General features: G+C 63.3%; 23 protein-coding genes. 18 read left to right on the top strand and 5 right to left on the bottom strand.

Translation table 11 applies throughout. The features are described from left to right. Positions 1-146: 146 nt before the first annotated feature. Entirely contained in the window at positions 147-1343 is a 1197-nt protein-coding gene (locus AC0L3E_RS10315) for a GGDEF domain-containing protein (RefSeq protein ID WP_127267370.1), read from the top strand. 75 nt (positions 1344-1418) lie between these two features. Then, positions 1419-2627: a GGDEF domain-containing protein gene (locus tag AC0L3E_RS10310; RefSeq protein WP_128307058.1), complete on the top strand. Its 1209-nt coding sequence runs from the start codon at positions 1419-1421 to the stop codon at positions 2625-2627. Here the strand turns inward: AC0L3E_RS10310 and AC0L3E_RS10305 are convergent. Beyond that, positions 2611-2973: a hypothetical protein gene (locus AC0L3E_RS10305; protein ID WP_128307057.1), complete on the bottom strand. Its 363-nt coding sequence runs from the start codon at positions 2971-2973 to the stop codon at positions 2611-2613. The genes AC0L3E_RS10310 and AC0L3E_RS10305 overlap by 17 nt on opposite strands. Positions 2974-3236: 263 nt before the next feature. Between AC0L3E_RS10305 and AC0L3E_RS10300 the strand changes: the two genes are divergently transcribed. From AC0L3E_RS10300 to AC0L3E_RS10275, 6 genes are all read left to right on the top strand, one after another. Next, positions 3237-3665 carry a hypothetical protein gene (locus AC0L3E_RS10300; RefSeq protein ID WP_473604719.1) on the top strand — a complete coding sequence of 143 codons (429 nt, stop codon included), beginning with the start codon at positions 3237-3239 and terminating at the stop codon, positions 3663-3665. 260 nt (positions 3666-3925) lie between these two features. Then, positions 3926-4345: a succinate dehydrogenase, cytochrome b556 subunit gene (sdhC, locus tag AC0L3E_RS10295; RefSeq protein ID WP_032900823.1), complete on the top strand. Its 420-nt coding sequence runs from the start codon at positions 3926-3928 to the stop codon at positions 4343-4345. A 2-nt stretch (positions 4346-4347) separates the two neighbouring features. After that, positions 4348-4743 (top strand): succinate dehydrogenase, hydrophobic membrane anchor protein, encoded by a 396-nt coding sequence (gene sdhD / locus AC0L3E_RS10290; RefSeq protein WP_473604718.1) that lies wholly within the window; start codon positions 4348-4350, stop codon positions 4741-4743. A gap of 1 nt (position 4744) precedes the next feature. Then, the gene (gene sdhA / locus AC0L3E_RS10285) at positions 4745-6580 is read left to right on the top strand and encodes a succinate dehydrogenase flavoprotein subunit (RefSeq protein ID WP_473604717.1); all 1836 of its coding nucleotides are present in this window, start codon (positions 4745-4747) and stop codon (positions 6578-6580) included. A 9-nt stretch (positions 6581-6589) separates the two neighbouring features. Next, positions 6590-7369: a succinate dehydrogenase iron-sulfur subunit gene (locus AC0L3E_RS10280; RefSeq protein ID WP_013528877.1), complete on the top strand. Its 780-nt coding sequence runs from the start codon at positions 6590-6592 to the stop codon at positions 7367-7369. Between the two features lie 233 nt (positions 7370-7602). Beyond that, entirely contained in the window at positions 7603-8232 is a 630-nt protein-coding gene (locus tag AC0L3E_RS10275) for a YceH family protein (RefSeq protein WP_127270053.1), read from the top strand. A gap of 51 nt (positions 8233-8283) precedes the next feature. On the opposite strand, the gene AC0L3E_RS10270 is transcribed toward AC0L3E_RS10275, so the two are convergent. Then, on the bottom strand, positions 8284-8709 hold the full coding sequence (locus AC0L3E_RS10270) for an OsmC family protein (RefSeq protein WP_127322672.1): 426 nt from the start codon (positions 8707-8709) through the stop codon (positions 8284-8286). 227 nt (positions 8710-8936) lie between these two features. Here AC0L3E_RS10270 and AC0L3E_RS10265 point away from each other — a divergent pair, with 227 nt between their 5' ends. The 3 genes from AC0L3E_RS10265 (at position 8937) to AC0L3E_RS10255 (ending at position 10187) form a co-directional block, all read left to right on the top strand. Then, positions 8937-9167 (top strand): hypothetical protein, encoded by a 231-nt coding sequence (locus AC0L3E_RS10265; RefSeq protein WP_473604716.1) that lies wholly within the window; start codon positions 8937-8939, stop codon positions 9165-9167. Continuing rightward, entirely contained in the window at positions 9164-9520 is a 357-nt protein-coding gene (locus AC0L3E_RS10260; protein WP_127322673.1) for a YciI family protein, read from the top strand. The genes AC0L3E_RS10265 and AC0L3E_RS10260 overlap by 4 nt, the downstream gene beginning before the upstream one ends. A 139-nt stretch (positions 9521-9659) precedes the next feature. Next, positions 9660-10187: a hypothetical protein gene (locus AC0L3E_RS10255; protein ID WP_127382880.1), complete on the top strand. Its 528-nt coding sequence runs from the start codon at positions 9660-9662 to the stop codon at positions 10185-10187. Between the two features lie 157 nt (positions 10188-10344). On the opposite strand, the gene AC0L3E_RS10250 is transcribed toward AC0L3E_RS10255, so the two are convergent. Continuing rightward, positions 10345-11622 (bottom strand): ubiquinone biosynthesis hydroxylase, encoded by a 1278-nt coding sequence (locus AC0L3E_RS10250; RefSeq protein WP_473604762.1) that lies wholly within the window; start codon positions 11620-11622, stop codon positions 10345-10347. A 97-nt stretch (positions 11623-11719) separates the two neighbouring features. Between AC0L3E_RS10250 and tesB the strand changes: the two genes are divergently transcribed. From tesB to AC0L3E_RS10230, 4 genes are all read left to right on the top strand, one after another. Continuing rightward, on the top strand, positions 11720-12595 hold the full coding sequence (gene tesB, locus AC0L3E_RS10245; protein ID WP_127319574.1) for an acyl-CoA thioesterase II: 876 nt from the start codon (positions 11720-11722) through the stop codon (positions 12593-12595). A gap of 217 nt (positions 12596-12812) precedes the next feature. Next, on the top strand, positions 12813-13151 hold the full coding sequence (locus tag AC0L3E_RS10240) for a P-II family nitrogen regulator (RefSeq protein WP_013892292.1): 339 nt from the start codon (positions 12813-12815) through the stop codon (positions 13149-13151). A gap of 13 nt (positions 13152-13164) precedes the next feature. Further along, positions 13165-14604 (top strand): ammonium transporter, encoded by a 1440-nt coding sequence (locus tag AC0L3E_RS10235; RefSeq protein WP_473604761.1) that lies wholly within the window; start codon positions 13165-13167, stop codon positions 14602-14604. Positions 14605-14860: 256 nt separating this feature from the next. Beyond that, the gene (locus tag AC0L3E_RS10230) at positions 14861-15136 is read left to right on the top strand and encodes a hypothetical protein (protein ID WP_127267328.1); all 276 of its coding nucleotides are present in this window, start codon (positions 14861-14863) and stop codon (positions 15134-15136) included. Positions 15137-15225: 89 nt separating this feature from the next. Here AC0L3E_RS10230 and AC0L3E_RS10225 read toward each other — a convergent pair whose 3' ends face one another. Further along, positions 15226-15597: a hypothetical protein gene (locus AC0L3E_RS10225; RefSeq protein ID WP_127319580.1), complete on the bottom strand. Its 372-nt coding sequence runs from the start codon at positions 15595-15597 to the stop codon at positions 15226-15228. A gap of 204 nt (positions 15598-15801) precedes the next feature. Here AC0L3E_RS10225 and AC0L3E_RS10220 point away from each other — a divergent pair, with 204 nt between their 5' ends. From AC0L3E_RS10220 to AC0L3E_RS10210, 3 genes are all read left to right on the top strand, one after another. Continuing rightward, positions 15802-18471, top strand: coding sequence for a DNA translocase FtsK (locus tag AC0L3E_RS10220; protein ID WP_473604715.1), 2670 nt, complete (start codon positions 15802-15804; stop codon positions 18469-18471). Between the two features lie 151 nt (positions 18472-18622). Beyond that, complete coding sequence (locus AC0L3E_RS10215) at positions 18623-19306, top strand: outer-membrane lipoprotein carrier protein LolA (protein WP_127382884.1); 684 nt, start codon at positions 18623-18625, stop codon at positions 19304-19306. Positions 19307-19475: 169 nt separating this feature from the next. Beyond that, positions 19476-20282 (top strand): exodeoxyribonuclease III, encoded by an 807-nt coding sequence (locus AC0L3E_RS10210; RefSeq protein WP_127267331.1) that lies wholly within the window; start codon positions 19476-19478, stop codon positions 20280-20282. 28 nt (positions 20283-20310) lie between these two features. Here the strand turns inward: AC0L3E_RS10210 and AC0L3E_RS10205 are convergent, their stop codons facing one another. Continuing rightward, complete coding sequence (locus tag AC0L3E_RS10205) at positions 20311-20985, bottom strand: hypothetical protein (protein ID WP_473604714.1); 675 nt, start codon at positions 20983-20985, stop codon at positions 20311-20313. Positions 20986-21021: the final 36 nt, after the last annotated feature.

Below are 21021 nucleotides of genomic sequence, written 5' to 3'. Positions count from 1 at the left end.
TTGTGAACGGAGGAACGCTGACTGGGGACTGCGGTTCCCTGACATTATTTTGAGCGGCGGTCCTGCTTACCGCTTTCGCTTAACCGCTTGTTTGGGCTTGCCCTCTAAGCTCTTCCCTGACGTAAGCCAGGGGAAGTCACAGTCGGTTGGACACGGGTCTGCTCATTGCGCTGCTCAACCCGACGATCGCGCTGGCGCTCGGCGCGGCGTTCCTTGTGCTATGGTCCTATCAGCGCCACCGCCCCTATCTGGCCGTTTTGGCGATCAGCTACAGTCTCTCGGCGGCTGGCTTCCTGCTGCAGTATTTCACCTTGCCCATCGGGATGCCGCTGACCAAGCTTACGTCGAACATCTGCTTCACCATCGCCGCGTGCTGCCTGGCCAGCGCTGTTATCCACCGCTATGGCCGCAAGGTGCCCTATGTGGGGATCGCCGTGCTGGCCGGCGGCGGCCTGGCGTCGTTGTGCTGGTTCCTGTTCGTCGCGCCGGATCTCACCTGGCGCATCCTGGCGATGAATTTCGCATTCGGCGGCATCAGCCTTCTGGTTGCTGCCGAACTGCGCCCGGTGCGCAACAACGGCCCGACCGAAAAAATCCTGTTCGTGCTGTCGCTGCTGTCGGGCGTCAATTTCTTCGTGCGCACCCTTGCCGTCGTCATCGCGCATGGGCCCTTCGCCAGCTATGACGGGTTCTATGGCTCGTCCTACTGGACGACGGCGCTGCTGTCGCACGCGCTGCTCTCGCTGCTCATCGCGCTGTGCCTGTTTTCCGCCGCGGCACTCGACGTGTTGAAGGCATTGAAGACCGAGACCTATACCGACCCCCTGTCGGGCCTGCTCAACCGGCGCGGCTTCGAGGAGCGAGGCATGCGGCTCTTGCAGCACTGCGCCTCGGCCCGGTTCCCGGTCGCGCTGGTGCTGGCTGACCTCGATCACTTCAAGGCGCTCAACGATGTGCATGGACATGGCGCGGGCGATCGGGTGATCGCCGACTTCGCCGCCAAGCTTCGGTCGGCGGCCGGCGCGCGCGGTGTTGCCGGGCGTATCGGCGGCGAGGAATTCGCGGTGCTGCTGCCACTCAGCGATCTTGCCGCGGCCCGGCTGTTCGCCGAGGCGGTGCGCACCGTCTATTCGGCCGGCCATGTCGACGGACTTCCCCAGGGAACGAGGGTGACGGCAAGCTTCGGCGTGGCGGCCCGCAGCGGTGGCGAGGCGCTGGAGCCGCTGATGCGCCGTGCCGACGATGCGCTCTACAAAGCCAAGAAGAACGGCCGCGACAGTGTACGCCTGTCCTATGAGCGGCCGGAAACGGCGTTCCTGCCGGAGCCGCTCAAGACCGGCTGAATCTGCCCGGACGGGACGGCGTTAACGTCTTCTTCGCCCGTCGATGATTAGCTGTCGGCGCGGGTGCGGGAGAACATGAGCGGCGCCAACTTCATCCTGTTGATCAATCTGTCGGTTGCCGGCCTGCTGGCGGCATCCTTCATGGCGGTCGCCTTCCACGATGTCGGCCGCGCGCCGGCGCGCTGGCTGGCATTTGGCTATCTGCTGGGCATGGCCTATTCGGCCATCGAATTCTCCATTCCCGCTTTCTCCGACGCGCGGCTCCCGGTCGTGGCCGCCTTCGCGGTTTTCCTTGCCGCCACCATTGCGTTCAATGGCGGGCTTGCCCGCAAATACGGCGTGGCACTGCCCTGGAAGCCGATGCTGTTGTTCCTGTTGACCACCACCATAGCTGTGTATTTCGTGCAGGATCTGCCCCGCCAGTCGCTGATCCGCATCATGGCTTACCAGCTTCCCTATGCGGTCATGCAGTTTGTCGGGCTGGCCATTGTCTGGTCATCGAGGCAAAAGCTTGCCCGTCTCGATCGCATGTTGATGGCCGTGCTGGCGGCGAGCGGTCTGCAGTTTGCCTCCAAACCGTTCATCGCGCATGCGCTTGGCGGCTGGGGCGCCAATCCGCAGGCCTATCTGCAAAGCAACTACGCGCTGGTGTCGCAATCGCTCGGCACTGTCTTTGCGCTGGCGCTGGCGCTGCTGATGCTGGCCATCCTGGTTCGCGACGTGCTCGCCGAAGTGACGTCGAAATCGGAAACGGACACGCTGTCGCGCCTGCTCAACCGCGGCGGCTTCACCCGGCATGCCGAGCTGGCGGTGCTTGGCGCGATGCGGCAAGGCGTGCCGGTCGCGCTGGTCATCGCCGATCTCGATCATTTCAAGAGCGTCAACGACAGTTTCGGCCATGCGTCAGGCGACCGGGTGATCGAGACTTTTGCAGGCTTCCTGCGCGAAGCTGCAGCCGCGCATCACGTTGCCGGCCGGATTGGCGGCGAGGAGTTCGCCATCATCCTGCCGGGAACCAACCTTGCCGCGGCGCGGCTGTTCGCCGAGGGGACGCGCAGCGCCTTTGGCGGGCTGCCCATCGACGGGCTGCCGGCTGACAACCGCTGCACCGCGAGCTTCGGCGTCGCCGAACTTCATCCGAGCGAAGACTTTGCCGATCTGATGCGGCGCGCCGACCAGGCGCTCTATCAGGCGAAGAATGCCGGGCGCGATTGCGTGCGCGTCTCCGCCGGACCGGCTGGCAACTGGTTGTCAGCCGGTATCGAGGCTAGCGGCAGGGGCTGAGTTCGGGCATCTCGCCGTCGGAGAGACCGTACATATAGGAGCGGCCCTTCACCAGCACAGGCGGCCGGTAGCAATCGCTGTATCCGCTGATTTCGTCGGCTTCGTTCTCGTAGATCACCTTGGGCTGGCCGGCGCTGGTGTAGTCGGATAGCTGCTTGGCCAGCTTGCCTTCGCCGACGATGATGCGCTTGTAGCCGGCGGCGCTGTCGATAACGAGATTGCCGAAGGAATCCGCGTAGACGCGATCCTGATGCCGGGCGCCGGCGAGCGCGGGCACTGCAAGGCCAACGACCGAGGCCGCTACGATGAGCGCCGCAAGGCGCGATCTGCCTGAATTCGAACGCATGGCGTCCTCCGTGTCCTGAGGGAAAGCCTCCTCGAATCAGAAATTAACGTTTTCTTAACCTTTGTTAAGAGGCCGGCGCGTTTGGCGGCGATGTCTCGGTAAACATGGTTAATATCCGTTAATATCCGACTGGATGGAAAACCTGGTGGTCATCATTCGGCCATGCTTGGCCGCACCATCGCGGCTGGTGTCCGTCTCGGCGTCGGGATGACCTTGATCTTGGCAAAGCATCGCGGCTGGTTTGCCGCGCGGGAGGACAGCATATGGCGCTACGCCGGCCGATTTGGGCGTCCGTTTTCCCGTTGCTCGGGGTCGTCGCTGGCTGTGTGCCACAGGACGGTGGGCCGAAGGCGGCCAATACCATCGTCGTCTCACCTGCGCCGGCTCAGCAGTCCGTCGCAGCCGCGGCGCCTCCGGCAGCTGCAGCCAAGATCATCACCAACCTTACCGCGCCGCGATCCGGCATAGGCACGGCCACCTACAGATGCGGCAACAACGGTATGATCTCCATCCAAAATCTCGGTACGTCGTTGCGTGTGGTCGGGTCCGATGGCGCGACCGAGGAGTTTGCGGCGTCGCCCGCCAACCAGAGCAGCCGCTACCAGGCGGCCACGCATGACGCAATCGTGATCGACGGACGCGAGGCGCTGGTGATGAAGAAGGGGTCGACGCCGCAGACCTGCAAACGCTAGCGCTAATCTCAACACCGCTGGGCCCTTGGGCCAGACATGTTGCACTGCAGCGAAATCGAGCCGGCTTCGGGCCTCCCGGCCTAATCGATTGAAGCCTAAGCCGGCCTTTTAGTCAGACTAAATTACGTTTTCGAAACGGTTTTCTGGCTTTGACGCGGTGCAAAAAGAGCATTAGAAACCGGCTGTCCGAAGTCGCAACCGGAAGCGGCAATGCCGCATTTCCACCTGAGGCTCCAGAGAGACGCCGAACTGGGGGAGCCATGAGCAAATCACCAGCCACCCGCGAATTTGCCAGACGTGAACGGCCGATTTCGCCGCACCTCACCGTGTACCGGCCGCCGATCACCATGACGATGTCGATCATTCACCGCATCACCGGTGGGGCGCTGTATTTCGGCACGCTGCTGGTCGCCCTGTGGCTGATGGCGGCGGCCAGCTCGCAGGCGACTTTCGATTGGGCCAATTGGGCCTTCGGCACCTGGCTCGGCCGGCTCATCCTGTTCGGCTACACCTGGGCGCTGATGCACCATATGCTGGGTGGCGTGCGCCATCTGGTCTGGGACACCGGCGCGGGCCTCGAGAAGCATACCGCCTCGAAGATCGCCTGGGCGACGCTGGCCGGTTCGATCCTGCTCACGCTGCTGATCTGGATCGCCGGCTATATGGCGCGGGGAGCCTGACCATGAGCGGCAAAAACACCGACATGCGCACGCCGCTGGCGAAGGTCCGCGGCCTCGGCTCCGCTCGCGAGGGCACCGGGCATTTCTGGCGCCAGCGCCTGACCGCGATCGCCAATATCCCGCTGATCCTGTTCTTCGTCGGCTTCCTGATCGCGCTCAACGGCGCCGACTACGCACATGTGCGGGCAGCTCTTGCCAACCCGTTCGTCGCGCTGGTGATGGCCCTGGTGCTTATTTCCGGGCTTATCCATATGCGGCTCGGCATGCAGGTGATCATCGAGGATTACGTGCATGACGAAGGCATGAAGCTGGCGCTGATCGCGCTCAATACATTTTTCACCATAGCGGTCGGCGTCGCCTCGATCTTCGCCCTGCTCAAGCTGGCATTCGGAGGCTGAGTTGGCCAAGGACGCGAAACAAGCCAACACGGCAGGCTATACCTTTGTCGACCACAAGTTCGACGTGGTGGTTGTTGGCGCCGGCGGCGCCGGCCTGCGCGCCACGCTCGGCATGGCCGAACAGGGCCTGCGCACCGCCTGCATCAGCAAGGTGTTCCCGACCCGCTCGCACACGGTGGCGGCGCAAGGCGGCATTGCCGCCTCGCTGTCCAACATGGGTCCCGATTCCTGGCAGTGGCACATGTACGACACCGTCAAGGGCTCGGACTGGCTGGGCGATGTCGACGCCATGGAATATCTGGTGCGCGAAGCGCCGGCCGCGGTCTACGAGCTCGAACATTACGGCGTGCCGTTTTCGCGCACCGAAGAGGGCAAGATCTACCAGCGGCCGTTCGGCGGCCACATGATGAACTATGGCGAAGGCCCGCCGGTGCAGCGCACCTGTGCCGCCGCCGACCGCACCGGCCATGCCATCCTGCACACGCTTTACGGCCAGTCGCTGAAGAACAACGCGCAGTTCTTCATCGAGTATTTCGCGCTCGACCTGATCATGGAGCCGGACGGCACCTGCACCGGCGTTCTCGCCTGGAACCTGGATGACGGCACCATCCACCGCTTCTCGGCCAAGATGGTGGTGCTGGCGACCGGCGGCTATGGCCGCACCTATTTCTCGGCCACCTCGGCGCACACCTGCACCGGCGACGGCGGCGGCATGGCCGCGCGTGCCGGCTTTCCGCTGCAGGACATGGAGTTCGTGCAATTCCACCCGACCGGCATCTATGGCGCCGGCTGCCTGATCACCGAGGGTGCGCGCGGCGAGGGCGGTTATCTCGTCAATTCCGAGGGCGAGCGCTTCATGGAGCGCTATGCCCCGTCAGCCAAGGACCTTGCCTCGCGCGACGTTGTCTCGCGCTGCATGACGCTGGAAATCCGCGAGGGTCGCGGCGTCGGCAAGAACAAGGACCACATCTTCCTGCATCTCGACCATCTCGATCCCGCCGTCCTGCATGAGCGGCTGCCGGGCATTTCGGAATCGGCCAAGATCTTTGCCGGTGTCGACCTCACCAAGGAGCCGATTCCGGTGCTGCCCACGGTCCACTACAATATGGGCGGCGTGCCGACCAATTACTGGGGCGAGGTGCTCAATCCGACGGCGCTCAATCCAGACCAGGTGTCGCCCGGATTGATGGCTGTCGGCGAAGCCGGCTGCGCCTCAGTGCATGGTGCCAACCGGCTCGGTTCGAATTCGCTGATCGATCTTGTGGTGTTCGGCCGCGCGGCCGCGATCCGCGCCGGCCAGGTCATCGACCGCAAGTCGGCGATCCCTTCGCCCAACGAAGCCTCGGTCGAAAAGATCATGGACCGCTTCGACCGGCTGCGCCACGCCAATGGCTCGACGCCGACGGCCAGCTTGCGTGAAAAGATGCAGAAGGCGATGCAGGAAGACGCGGCCGTATTCCGCACGCAGGAGTCCCTCGAAAGCGGCTGCAAGCGCGTTTCGCAGATCTGGGGCGAGTTGAAGGACGTCAAAGTGTCCGACCGCTCGATGATCTGGAACTCCGATCTGGTCGAGACGCTGGAGCTGGAAAACCTGATGGCCAATGCCATCACCACGGTCTACAGCGCCGAGGCGCGCAAGGAGAGCCGTGGCGCACACGCACGCGAGGACTTTTCGGCGCGCGACGACGCTGTCTGGCGCAAGCACACGCTGGCCAGGCTGAGCGAAGACGGCAAGGTGACGCTCTCCTACCGGCCGGTGCACACCGAGCCGCAGCTGGCTGAAAAGGACGGCGGCATCAGCCTCGCCAAGATCGCGCCCAAGGCCCGGGTGTATTGAGGATCGAACATGGTTGAACTCACGCTCCCCAAGAATTCGCAGATCAAGCCGGGGAAGACCTGGCCAAAGCCGGAGGGCGCCACCAATCTGCGGGAATACCGCATCTATCGCTGGTCGCCGGACGATGACGAGAACCCGCGCATCGACACCTATTTCGTCGACATGGACGATTGCGGGCCGATGGTGCTCGACGCGCTGCTGTGGATCAAGAACAAGATCGACCCGACGCTGACCTTGCGGCGTTCCTGCCGCGAAGGCATTTGCGGCTCCTGCGCCATGAACATCGACGGTTCCAACACGCTCGCCTGCACCAAGGGCTGCGACGACATTTCCGGCGCGGTAAAAGTCTACCCGCTGCCGCATATGCAGGTGGTCAAGGATCTTGTGCCCGACCTCACCAATTTCTATGCCCAGCATGCCTCGATCCAGCCTTGGCTGAAGACGGTGTCGCCGGAGCCGGCCAAGGAGTGGCTGCAGAGCCACGAGGACCGCGAGAAACTCGACGGGCTCTACGAATGCATATTGTGCGCCTGCTGCTCGACCTCGTGCCCGAGCTACTGGTGGAACGGCGACCGCTATCTCGGCCCGGCAACGCTTCTGCAGGCCTATCGCTGGCTGATCGATAGCCGCGACGAGGCCACCGGCGAGCGGCTCGACAACCTCGAAGACCCGTTCCGGCTCTATCGCTGCCACACCATCATGAACTGCGCGCAGACCTGCCCGAAAGGCCTCAACCCGGCTAAGGCGATCGCCGAGATCAAGAAGATGATGGTGGAGAGAAGGGTTTAGGCGTAGCGGATTTGCTGCAACCTCGGATGTCGCGATCCGTAGCGCCCCCCTCTGTCCTGCCGGACATCTCCCCACGTGGAGGGAGATTGGCTGTCATCGCGGCTTAGCCAATCTCTTAGGGTTGAAGGACGACGCGCTGTCGGCGAAGCTGGCGAGCTCCCCCACGTGGGGGAGATGTCCCGCAGGACAGAGGGGGGCGCTGTCCCGCCGGCCTCAGAAAGGATTTTAGTCCAATGAGCGACGATCTTCCCATCCTCTCTCCCAGCGAAGCCCGCATCCTCGGCTGCCTGATCGAGAAGAAAGAGCTGACGCCGGATGTCTATCCGCTGACGCTCAACGCAGCACTGGCCGCCGCCAACCAGAAGACGGCGCGCGAGCCGGTGATGGCACTGGAGCAGACCGAGGTGCACCGGGGGCTGAAGCTGCTCGAACAAAAGGGACTGGTGCGGCAGATGTTCGGCTCGCGCGTCGAGCGCTACGAGCACCAGATGGCGCAGCGCTTCTCGCTGACCACGCCGCAGACCGCTTTGATCGGCCTGCTGTTGCTGCGCGGGCCGCAGACGGCCCATGAACTGCTGGCGCGGGGCGAGCGCATGGCGCGGTTCCCGTCGATCGAAGATCTGCGCGCCGAACTCGACATGCTGATCGGCCGTCGACCGCCACTCATCCAGGAAATCCCGCGCGGACCAGGCCAGCGCGAGGACCGCTACGTTCATCTCCTCAGCGGCCCGGTGGACGTTGCCGCCCTTTCGGTGCAGCGCAGTGCATCGGCCCTGCCTGCTTCCGACCTGGAGGCGCGGTTGGAGGCATTGGAGCAGGAAGTCGCCGCACTGCGCGCTCGCCTAGACGCGCTGGGAGCATAGGCCGGCGCGCGCCTGGGCGCTCGCGCCGGGTCTTACACGGATGCAGCGCTTTCAGCCGAGCCGGGCATCAAGCGATACGTTTATGGCGCCGAGCGCCTTCGAGACCGGGCATCCGGCCTTGGCCTTCTCGGCCAGCTCCGTGAATTTCGCCGCATCGATGCCGGGCACCTTGCCGACCACGGTGAGTGCGCTGCCGGTGATCCCCGTGCCGGGAACCAGCGTCACCACGGCCTTGGCATCGAGTTCGGTGGCTGGCGTGCCGTTCTCGGCCAGGAAATGCGAGAACTGCATGGCAAAGCAGCCTGCGTGCGCCGCCGCGATCAGTTCTTCCGGATTGGTGCCGGATTTGCCGCTCTCGTCCTCGAAGCGCGCCTTGAACGAATAGGGCGTGCCCTTCAAGGTTCCGCTCTGGGTGTCGAGCGTGCCCGTGCCCTCTTTCAGATTGCCTTTCCAGACGGCGTTTGCGGTGCGGTCCATGAATTCCTCCTTGGTTGTCGTGGTTGGGGTTCGTTGTCGAGGTCGAGCCGGCGTCCGGTCAACTATAGCGCGCGCGGACGCGAAGGCCACTGCGCTCTTTGAACCACCGCACGGTGCCGGCACCGTGGCCAGATTTTTCCGAAAAATGCCGGTGCAGAAATGTCGATTTTGATCCGCTTCGCCCGTCCTGCGGATGGCCACGGATTTGTGGCCGGATGGAGGTTCACATGGACAATATGTTTTTGGCATCGTGGAAAGGTGCTGGCTGCGGGGCCGGGCGACGAGAAGAAGACTTCTGGCTGCATCCGCCGGCATCCGGCTTTGGCCGGCTTCTGGCGGCGGTTGCCATCATCGGCATCGCGGCATGCCTTCTCGATCATGCGGCGGCGGTCAGTGGCAACACCGATGCGCTCGTCGGCGCATCCTATGGTTCACAGCGGCAAGGGGGCTGGAAATGAAATATGTCTGCCTGGTTTATGGTGAGGAAAAGGATCTTCACGCGTTGACCCCGGCAAGGTCAGCCAAGCTCGACGCCGATTCGCTGGCCTACGACCGGGCGCTGGAGGAGAGTGGCCTGCTGATCGTCGCGCAGGCGCTGCAATCGGTGAAAACAGCCAAAACCGTGCGACGGCGTCAGGGCAAGCGGCTGGTCATCGACGGGCCGTTCGCCGAGACCAAGGAGCAATTGCTTGGTTTCGTTATGATCGAGGCCGGAGATCTCGAAGCGGCGCTGGACATTGCCGCTGGTATTCCACTGGCCGAACTCGGCACGATCGAGGTCCGGGCCATCTACGACATACCGGGGTCATAGAGCCCTGCCAGCGTTGTGGCTGCTTCGAAAACCAGAGCGTCGGGCTGAGCGTTCGGGCTTCGGTTCCGTGCGCAACTTTTGCGTGTTGAAGCAAGGCGAGAGTTCTCCTATCGTCGCCGGGGTTCTTGGGGATTTCGACATGCCTTTCCTGATTGCTATCCTTGGCGTGATGGGCGCGGCGGCGTTCTGGTGGTACCGGATGAAGGCCATGAACGAGGCCGCGCGTGACGTTGCCGATGTCATTGGCCGGGTTCAGGGCTCGGTACGCCGCAAGAAGCTGCGCAAGCAGGCGGCGCTGTCGCCGCTGACGGCGATCGATGATCCAGTCGTAGCGGCGGCTACGCTGATCACATCAATCGTCTCCGAGGATGGGCCCATCCTGCCGCAGCGCGAGGCCGTCATCCGCGCGGTGATTTCAGAGATCGCCGACAAGAAGAAGACCGACGAGGCGGTGATCTATGCCAAATGGGCGGCGGCGCAAGTCGACGACGCCACCGTTGTCATCGACAAGCTGGCGCCGTTTCTACGCGAACGTCTCGATGTCGCCGAGCGAAACGATCTGCTGCAGATGGTCAACCGCGCCGCCCAGGGCGGCGAGAAACGCCTGGAGATATCCGACCAGAGGATATTGCGGCTGCGGCAAAAGCTGGGTTTTGAGGTCAACTAGGGTGTGCTGATATTCAGGTGAGCCGGCCTGCAAATGGCAGCTTCCTGCGCTTCCGGTGCTCACGTACCCAAATGTACGCTCCGCTCCGGTTCTCGGAATCCGCCATTTTCGGCTCGGCCTGACCTGAATCTCAACACACCCCTGCCATGGCGGCGGGTCAGATCGCCTCGCCCTTCAACAATCGCGGCGTGCCGGCGGACAGTCCCGACGCCTGCCGGATAAAAAAGTCCTTCAGGCGCGGCATGCGTTCGACGAGACCGAGGCCGATGTCGCGGACGGTGCGCAGCGGGCCGATATCGTTGGAAAACAGCCGGTTCAGCGCGTCCGTGGTGACACCCATCTGCACCGTGTCGAAGCGGCGCCACTGCTGGTAGCGCTCGAGCACGTCGAGCGCGCCGATGTCCCGGCCGAGCCGGTCGGCCTCGACGATCACCTCGGCAAGGGCCGCGACATCCTTGAAGCCGAGATTGAGTCCCTGGCCGGCGATCGGGTGGATGCCGTGGGCGGCATCGCCGGCGAGCGCGATGCGGGGTGCGACGAAGGCGCGCGCAATGGTCAGGCCGAGCGGCCAGGCGCGCGGCTTGTCGGCAACGCGGATTTCGCCAAGCTTCAGGCCAAAGCGCTGTTCGAGTTCGTGTTCGAAGAGGAGATCGTCACCGGCCACCAGCTTTTCGGCATCGGGCGTACGCTCGACCCAGACGATCGACGAGCGGTTGGTGCCGTCCTCGCCGGGCTTGAGCGGCAATGTGGCGAAGGGGCCGGCCGGCAGGAAATGCTCTTCGGCGCGACCGTTATGCGGGCGTTCATGGGCCACGGTGCAGACGATGCCCGACTGGCCATATTCCCACTTCACCGTCTTGATGCCGGCCATGTCGCGCAGCTTCGAGTTGACGCCGTCGGCGGCGACCAGCAGGCGGGCCTTCAGGGTCGCGCCGTCGGCAAGGTGAACGGTGATGCCGGCGCCGTTGGTCTCGAACCCCTGCACGGCGACGCCTTCGATGATGTCGATGCCGAGCTTTTCGGCGCTGGCCCGCAAGGCGCCGTTCAGCACCCTGTTGGCGACCATATGCGCAAAGGGCTCGCCCGGCGCCACTTCGCCGTCGAAGGTCAGAAAGACCGGACGCACCGGATCGGCGGTGCGCGAATCGGTGATGATCATCTCGGTGATCGCCTGCGCCTGGGGCACGATCTCGGCCCACACGCCGAGCTGGTCGAGCATGCGGCAGGCGGCGGCGGCAATGGCCGAGGCGCGGCCATCCCTTTGCCAGGCGCCAGCAGGTGCGGCATCGACGAGAGCGATGGCGAGACCCGGTCGCGCCTGCTTCAGCGACACGGCGGCGGCCAGGCCGACGTAGCCGGCGCCGGCGACCAGGACATCGAGCCCAGATCCTGTTTTCGCGTTTGCCCCTGTTTTCGTGTCCGCCTTGCGTTCCATCATCTTCGCTCCTGCGCGCCGCCGGGTCCTGCACCCTTGACTGCCTGTCCGTCCTGTCGGAAACCGCCATAACACTTCTGCGGCGAGGGCGCGAAATATGACAGCAGCCATGGACGAGCTTCTCGGCATTCTCGACCTCGAGAAGCTGGAACACAATCTGTATCGTGGTCGCAGCCCCTTGCTCGACTGGCAGCGCGTGTTCGGCGGCCAGACCATCGCCCAGGCGCTGGTGGCGGCGCAGCGGACAGTGGATCCCGATCGGCACGTGCATTCGCTGCACGGCTATTTCATGCGGCCCGGCGACACCAAGGTGCCGATCGTCTACGAGGTCGACCGTATTCGCGACGGCGGCTCCTTCACCACGCGGCGCGTGGTGGCAGTCCAGCACGGCCAGGCGATCTTTTCGCTCGAAGCCTCGTTCCAGCAGGACGAGGTCGGTCTCGAGCACCAGGTGCCGATGCCGCAGGACGTTCCGGGGCCGGACACATTGCTGTCGCAACGCGAATTGCTGGGCAAATTCGCCGACGCGGTGCCCGATGGCATCAAACGCTACTGGGAGCGCGACCGGCCGATCGAGATGAAGCCGGTGATGCTGAAGCATTACACCAGCCGCGAAAAGCTGGAGCCGAAGCAGAATATCTGGATCCGCACCACAGGTCCGGTGCCGGCGGACCGCGCCATCCAGGCGGCGGTGCTCGCCTATCTTTCCGACATGACGCTGCTCGACACATCGACCTTCGCGCATGGCCGCGCCATTTTCGACCGCGATATCCAGGCGGCGAGCCTCGACCACGCCATGTGGTTCCATCGCAGTCATGCGCTCGACGACTGGATGCTCTACACGCAGGACAGCCCGTCGACACAGGGGTCACGCGGCTTTACACGCGGGTCGCTGTTTGCCCGCGACGGCACGCTGATCGCCTCGGTCGCGCAGGAAGGGCTGATCCGGCTGAAGCGATCGCCTGCAGAGTAGGCATTTTTCAAAAATTGCCCAATTTTTAAGCAGATGCATCGCCGCAGCTATCAACAGGTTGCGTCGGAACGCTCCTCAATCTCTTTGTTTACAATGGGTTAACACACTGCTTCGGCACTTGGCACGGAGCTTGAATCCTCGTGGGCACTCTCCGGCTTTTTAGGATCGGTGAAGGTGTGCAAACGCGGGGGACCGCAACAGCGAAGGGTGAAACCTTATGAAAATCGTGATGGCAATCATCAAGCCGTTCAAGCTCGACGAGGTACGCGAAGCGCTTACCGCCGTCGGCATCCAGGGCCTGACCGTCACCGAAGTCAAAGGCTACGGGCGTCAGAAAGGGCATACGGAGATCTATCGCGGGGCGGAATACGCGGTCAGCTTCCTGCCGAAGATCAAGATCGAAGTCGCCGTCAGTTCCGACATGGTGGACAAGGCTGTCGAAGCCATCACCGCCGCCGCCAAGACCGGGCAGATCGGCGACGGCAAGATCTTCGTTTTCGGCATCGATCAGGCGGTGCGCATCCGCACCGGCGAAACAGACACCGACGCGCTCTGAGCGGCGATCACGTATTCCAATGGAGAGTTCAATGAATATTCCTTCCACCTTGAAGTCAGCGGCGCGCTCCGCGCTGCTCGGCTCGTTCGCGCTCGGAGCATTGGGCACGGTCGCCGCATTCGCGCAGGAAGCGGCTCCCGCCGCGGCCGCAGCAGCGCCAGCTTTCACCGTCGACAAGGGCGACACCACGTGGATGATGGTTTCCACCGTTCTGGTGCTGTTGATGACGGTTCCCGGTCTTGCGCTTTTCTACGGCGGCCTGGTTCGCAGCAAGAACATGCTGTCAGTGCTGATGCAGGTCTTCACCATCACCAGCGTGGTCATGATCATCTGGGTTTTCTACGGCTACAGCCTCGCCTTCACCCCGGGCAACGCCTTCGTCGGCGGCCTTTCCAAGATGTTTCTCTCCGGCGTCGATGTGACGACCCTGTCGGAAACCTTTACCAAGGGTGTCGCCATTCCTGAACTGGTGTTCGTCGTCTTCCAGATGACCTTCGCCTGCATCACGCCGGCTCTGATCGTCGGCGCCTTCGCCGAACGCGTCAAATTCTCCGCTTTGATCCTTTTCGTCATCCTGTGGGTCACTTTCATCTACTTCCCGATCGCTCATATGGTCTGGTTCTGGGGCGGCCCGAGCGCTTATAGCGATCCGACGGGCCTCATCTTCAGCTTCGGCGCCATCGACTTCGCCGGCGGCACGGTCGTTCACATCAATGCGGGCATTGCCGGCCTCGTCGGCGCGCTCATGATCGGCAAGCGCAGCGGCTACAAGAAGGATCTCATGGCGCCGCACTCGATGACGCTGACCATGGTCGGTGCTTCGCTGCTGTGGGTCGGCTGGTTTGGCTTCAACGCCGGTTCGAATCTTGAAGCGAACGCCTATGCGGTGCTGGCCATGATCAATACCTTCGTCGCCACGGCGGCGGCGGCGGTCACCTGGATCGTGCTTGAATCGCTGCTGCGCGGCAAAGCCTCCATGCTTGGTGCTGTTTCGGGTGCGGTGACCGGCCTCGTCGCCGTCACGCCCGCTGCCGGCTTTGCCGGCCCGATGGGCGCCATCGTGCTCGGCATCGTCGCCACCTTCGTCTGCTACTTCTTCGTCTCGGTGGTGAAGAACACGTTCGACTACGACGACAGCCTTGATGTCTTCGGCGTCCACTGCATCGGCGGCATCATCGGCGCGCTCGGCACAGGCATCCTGGTCAATCCTGCCCTCGGTGGCGCCGGCATTGTCGACTATTCGACGGCCGACTTTGCTGCCGGCTATGCCGGCACGGCCACCCAGCTCCTGGCGCAAGCCAAGGGTGTCCTGGTGACCCTGCTGTGGTCGGGTATCGGCAGCGCCATCCTCTACAAGATCGTCGACCTGATCATCGGCCTGCGTCCGACAGCCGACGCAGAGCGCGAAGGCCTCGACCTCACCTCGCATGGCGAAGCGGCCTACCACTCGTAAGCCCTGTGCGAGGCGGCCTCGGCCGCCTCGTATTCTCCCATCCCGTCGTGATGCTCCCGAAAGGAGTTCACGCATTGAGGCCCGGATCGCATCCGGGCCTCTTTTTTTGGCAAGTCATTCCGGCAATGCCCGTCTTGGCGCAATCACGTTCATGTGATCAGGTTTTTTGAGGAAACAACGACCGCTCTGGTTTCGAACTGGGGGGACGATCGTCGTTCTGGCGCTCGTGCCAAACAACAGGGAAGGAAACCATTTCATGAACCTCAAGAATATCTGCCTTGGAGCGCTCGCTCTTTCCATGGTCAGCGGCTTTGCATTTGCCGGCGCTCTGGATGAGCCCGACAACATGGCGCCGTTCTTCACGGATTCCGGCATGAAGACCATGAAGCCGATGGCGGATTTCAAGACCGCTTTCATGGCCATGCCGATGGAAAAGCAGGAAGCGATGAAGAAGGAATGCCAGGATGCGGCGATGAGCAAGCCGTATGCGGAATTCTGCGCCAATGTGCAGGCGCTCGGCGGCGCCAACTGATTTGTCCGGTCGGGCCCGAGGCCCGATCTTTGTTCCAAACGACCAATGGCGGGCCCGGCAGTCCGCCATTGTTTCGGCAGGCGGCAACTCTATCCGCCGGCGCCGTCGTCCATCATGGTGTTCGTCAGCGCTTCATACGCGCTGCTGCATGTCCGGGAATGCGGGCAATTCCTGACGATCAGCACAGGCGCCACTGTCAGGACCGCGGCGATCAAAACCCGCAGGCCGAGGCCTCGCACTGCAAATCCCTTGCCGAAAAGACCTCTGAACAGAAAATACAGGCCTTGTCCGAGGCAGGCTGTGGCGAGGATGTGCAGCAGCGGACCGGTCGCTCTGGCGAAGGGCGTCACATAGCCGTCCGGGAAGCCCACCATGCCGAGTTCGACGAACCAGTGCAAAGCGAGCAGCAAACTGAGCCCTGCCCAGGCCAGTGCCGCCACGCGAAGGAAGACGGGTTGCATGCCTTTACCCAAATTGGCGACCCTCCTTCGCCCACACTCGGCGCCATTCTTCGAGCAGCAAACGGCTCAACCAGTGGTAACGAGGTTTGATCATCTCGACCTCTTATAGTTAATGCGCCCTTAACCTTCCCACCGATAGTCTGAGACCCGAATCTGCCGGAATGCGCCACGCACCCGGCGAGACCATGACAGACGGGGAAGAGCATGCGTTCAGGGGCTTCAGCACCGCTTGCGCTGGCCGATACGGGGCACGGCATCCAGGCGTTCGCGCGGCGTCAGGTCGGGCGGCTGGTCGGCGTCGGCCTGTTCGCGCTGGCCGCCTTTGGCGTTGCCAGCCTTGCCACCTGGAATGTCGCCGATCCGAGTTTTTCCCACGCGACGAACAACACCGTCACCAATGCCATGGGCTATGCGGGTGCCGTGTTCTCCGACCTGGCCATGCAGTTCTTCGGCCTCGCCGCCGTCGCGGCCCTGGTTCCGACGGTCATCTGGGGATTCCTGCTGTTTTCCGCGCGCGGTGTCGACAAGCTGCCCAAGCGCGGGCTGTCCTGGTTCGGCTTCGCGCTGCTGGCCGCGGCGATGGTCGGCTGCGTTGTGCCGCCCAAGACCTGGCCGCTGCCGACGGGCCTCGGCGGTGTGTTTGGCGACATGGTGCTGAAGATCCCCGGCGTCGTCATCGGCGGCTATCCGACCGGGCTGATCGCCAGCATCATCGCCATCCTGCTGGCCGCACCCGCACTGTGGCTCTTCGCCCATGGCTCGGCGCTGATCGGACGCAAGAACGGCTTCGCCGTGATGGAGGACGAGCCCGCTGCCGATCCGCGCGACGACGACCTTTTGTTCGACAATGACGAGGATGAAGGCGACGAGGGCATCCTGGCGCTCGGCGCCATCACCCATTGGTGGCTGTCGCTGCGCGCGTGGATGCACCGCCGTGCCGTGCGCCGCAGGCAGGAGCGGGACGAGTACGAGCCGGAGATGGAGCAGCGCTCCACCGCCTGGCGCCGCGCCGCCGAACGGGTCGAATCGGCGGAGTTCGCCGAGCAGCGGATGAGCCAGGATGGCCGCGCCCGCGTCGAGCCCGAATTCTTCGCCGCCATGGTCAATGACCGCAGCGCCTCGCTCGACCCCGACGATGCCGACATCTTCGACGACCGCTTCGACAATGCGGGCGAGGATGCCGATTTCGACGATGAGCCTGTCGTGCAACGCCGCGGCGCGCCGACCGCCAAGGTGCAGCCGTTCCGCTCCGACGCAGCCACCCGCGTCGAGGCGCCGGCGGCGCGCCCCGTGCCCGGCGCCCGCGTCCAGCGCGAGGCGCAGACATCGCTGATCGGCTCGGAAAAGTTCGAAATGCCGTCGCTGCACTTCCTCTCCGAACCGAAGAACGTGGTGCGCGACGCCAGCCTGTCCAAGGACGCGCTGGAACAGAACGCCCGCCTGCTCGAGGGCGTGCTGGAGGACTTCGGCGTCAAGGGCGAGATCATCGCCGTCCGTCCCGGTCCGGTGGTCACACTCTATGAGCTCGAACCGGCGCCCGGCATCAAATCGTCACGCGTCATCGGCCTGTCCGACGACATTGCGCGCTCGATGAGCGCCATCGCCTGCCGCGTCGCCGTGGTCCCTGGCCGCAACGCCATCGGCATCGAACTGCCGAACGCCAAGCGCGAGACCGTATATCTGCGCGAGATTCTGGCCAGCCGTGACTTCGAGACGACGAAGGCCAAGCTGGCGCTGGCGCTGGGCAAGACCATCAATGGCGAGGCGGTCATCGTCGACATCGCCAAGATGCCGCACGTGCTGGTCGCCGGCACCACCGGCTCGGGCAAGTCGGTCGCCATCAACACCATGATCCTGTCGCTGCTCTACCGGCTGAAGCCGGAAGAATGTCGGCTGATCATGATCGATCCGAAAATGTTGGAACTCTCGGTCTATGACGGCATCCCGCATCTGCTCACGCCCGTCGTCACCGATCCGAAGAAGGCCGTGGTGGCGCTGAAATGGACCGTGCGCGAGATGGAGGACCGCTACCGCAAGATGTCCAAGGTCGGCGTGCGCAACATCGACGGCTTCAACGCCCGCGTCAGCCAGGCGGACAAGAAGGGCGAGAAGATCTCGCGCACCGTGCAGACCGGCTTCGACCGCCAGACCGGCGAGGCGATCTACGAGACCGAGAACCTCGATCTCGTGCCGATGCCCTATATCGTCGTCATCATCGACGAGATGGCCGACCTGATGATGGTCGCCGGCAAGGACATCGAAGGTGCCGTGCAGCGCCTGGCGCAGATGGCGCGCGCCGCCGGCATCCATGTCATCATGGCAACGCAGCGGCCGTCGGTCGACGTCATCACCGGCACCATCAAGGCCAATTTCCCGACCCGCATCTCCTTCCAGGTGACGTCGAAGATCGACAGCCGCACCATTCTGGGCGAGCAGGGCGCCGAGCAGCTGCTCGGCATGGGCGATATGCTCTACATGGCCGGCGGCGGCCGTATCCAGCGCGTGCACGGCCCGTTCGTCGCCGATGAAGAGGTCGAGAAGATCGTTGCGCATCTGAAGCTGCAGGGCGTGCCGGAATATCTCGACGCCATCACCGAGGATGATGGCGAGGACGACGACGAGCCGTCGGGCAAGGGTGGGTCCGGTGGCGGCAACAGCAATTTCGAGGATTCCGACGATCCTTACGATCAGGCGGTCTCCGTGGTGCTGCGCGACGGCAAGGCCTCGACCAGCTATATCCAGCGCCGGCTGGGCATCGGCTATAACCGCGCCGCCTCGATCATCGAGAAGATGGAAAAGGAAGGTATCGTCGGCCCGGCCAACCATGCCGGCAAGCGCGAGATCCTGGTGCCGACCGAAGAGGACAAGTTCTGACCAGAAGGGCCGACCCTTGTGACATCCCGGTCCGGCAACCTTGAACCTTTCAAGGCGTTGAAGCGACCAAGGGACGTCTGACCCGCCAAATTTCAGCCTAACTGGGGGTCCAAGCACAGAACAACTCAGGAATCAGATGAGAGTGACCGACATGAAAAACGATCTTTCAGCGCTCAGCACATTTGCTCCATCCCGGCGTCAGTTGCTGGGCCTCGGCCTGGCGTTTGCGGGGGCGGCAGCCTTCAACGCGGTGCCCGGCTTCCAGGTGCTGGCTTCGGCGCAGGCGGCTGTGCCGACCGCTGCGCAGAAGATCGCCGACCACTTTTCCTCGGTCAAATCGATGAGCGGCGAATTCGTGCAGTTCGGCCCCAAGGGCGAGCAGACCGGTGGCAAGTTCTTCCTCGAACGGCCAGGCAAGATCCGCTTCAACTACGACGGCTCTTCAAACTTCCGGGTGATTTCAGACGGCAAGTCGGTGGTCATCCTGAACAAGAAGCTCAACACGTCCGATCTCTATCCGTTGTCGAAGACACCCTTGAAGCTGCTGCTCGACACCAGGATCGATCTCTCCGGCGACCGCGTCAAAAGCGTCAAGCAGGAGGATGACCTCACCACCATCCAGCTCGCCGACAAATCGGTGTTCGGCAATTCGAAGATCACCATGATGTTCGATCCGAAAACCTTCGACTTGCGGCAGTGGACGATCACCGACGCGCAGGGCAAGGACACGACGGTGATGATCTTCAACACCAAGGAAGGCGTCAGCTTCGCGCCGGATACTTTCGCCATCGACTACACGGCGAACCGCGAGCTCAACACCAACAAGGCGCGCTAGGCCAATCGCACCAATAGCTGTGGAAAGCGCCGGGTCACGCCTCAGCGGGCGTGGCCCGGCTTGTTTTTGCGGCTTGCGGCTGGCAGTTTCCCGGACTGACTCCGTCGAAAGGCGTCTTCCCCGCCGGGGCCATCGGTTCTGGTCGGTCGCACGCTGTCCTGGATTGCCAATGCCCTTCTCTATCGCCACCTGGAACATCAACTCCGTTCGCTTGCGCATGCCGATCGTCGAGCGCCTGCTTGTCGAGCATGCGCCCGACGTGCTGTGCCTGCAGGAAACCAAGGTTCCCGACGAACTGTTTCCCGAAAAGGCTTTTCGCAAGCTTGGCTACGAGCACATCGCTTTCCATGGGCAGAAGGGCTACCACGGCGTCGCGACGGTGGCGCGGCGACCGATCGAGGTGGTCGAAAAGCGACGCTTTTGCGAGATAGAGGACAGCCGGCACCTCTCGGTGACGGTGCGGGCCGGCGGCAAGGCGATCCTGCTCCACAATTTCTACGTTCCGGCGGGCGGCGACGAACCGGATCCCGTCATCAACAGGAAGTTCAAGCACAAGCTCGACTTCGTCGCCGAGATGAATGCCATCCGGGCAGAACATGACGAGGTGTCCGGCTCGGTGCTGGTCGGCGACCTCAACATCGCCCCGCTCGAACATGACGTCTGGTCGCACAAGCAATTGCTCAACGTGGTCAGCCACACGCCGATCGAGACGGAAAATTTCGAGGCGATGCGCCGCGCCGGCGACTGGGTCGACCTGATGCGGCTCAACGTGCCGCATGAGCAGAAGCTCTACACCTGGTGGAGCTATCGCGCGCAGGATTGGGAGCTGTCCAATCGCGGCCGTCGTCTCGACCACGTCTGGTCGTCGCCAAACCTGGTGCCCAGCTTTTCCGGCTACGAAATCCTGCGTCCGGCGCGCGGCTGGGAGCGCCCGTCGGACCATGTGCCTGTGATCGCGCGGTTCGATCTGGACTAGCCTGGTCGAAAATGCCCGCCTGCGGCAGTCAGTCGGGAGAGGTGGAGTCGGCTGGATCCACCCACGGACGGCCCAATCGTGTCACCATCGCCGCGTACCCAACGGCACCTGCCGCCCAAAGGAAGATGCCAAGCTCTTTGACGACGTCTTCGGCGATGGCTGCCGCAGAACCAGGGGTGGGAAACAGATCTCCGATCTGGTCGATGGATGCCGACAGCGCGAGCAGGAAGCCTGCGGCCACAAAGACGATCGTGCCGTCGAATGTCTTCCGTCGCAGCCGAAAAAACCAGAACAACCCGGTGGCGGCGTAGACAATCATCGCAACGATCTCTGGTATCGCAACCATGGGGAGCACGTCCTCATGGATCAACAACAGGTCATCGAGCCCCAGGAACAGGGTAAGGCCGCCGAGAAACGTGCAATCCCATCGGTGCGTGAGCAGGCCAGCAAACAGGGTCACCGCGCCGGAGCCGATCCACAGTGAAGCACCCAGGGACGAAATCCACCCTGTATAGAAGCCGACTTCGGCGACCGCAGATGGATCTCGATAAAAGATCCAAGCGTCCAGACCACGAATCTGCGCAACGAACAGAGCGGCTAAGAGCATCGCGACGTTAATCGCCGTCGCCGCCAGTATGACCAAGCGCCAGGCTATCGTCCATTCGCCGCCGTGCTTTGTGTTCAGCGCGTTGTTCTCTGGCATTTGCTATTCTCATTGAGGACTGAGAGGAACTCCATC

Source organism: Mesorhizobium sp. WSM4822, assembly GCF_055811155.1.
The sequence above is the reverse complement of the archived record's forward strand: the minus strand, read 5'-3'. Positions and strand labels throughout refer to the sequence as shown.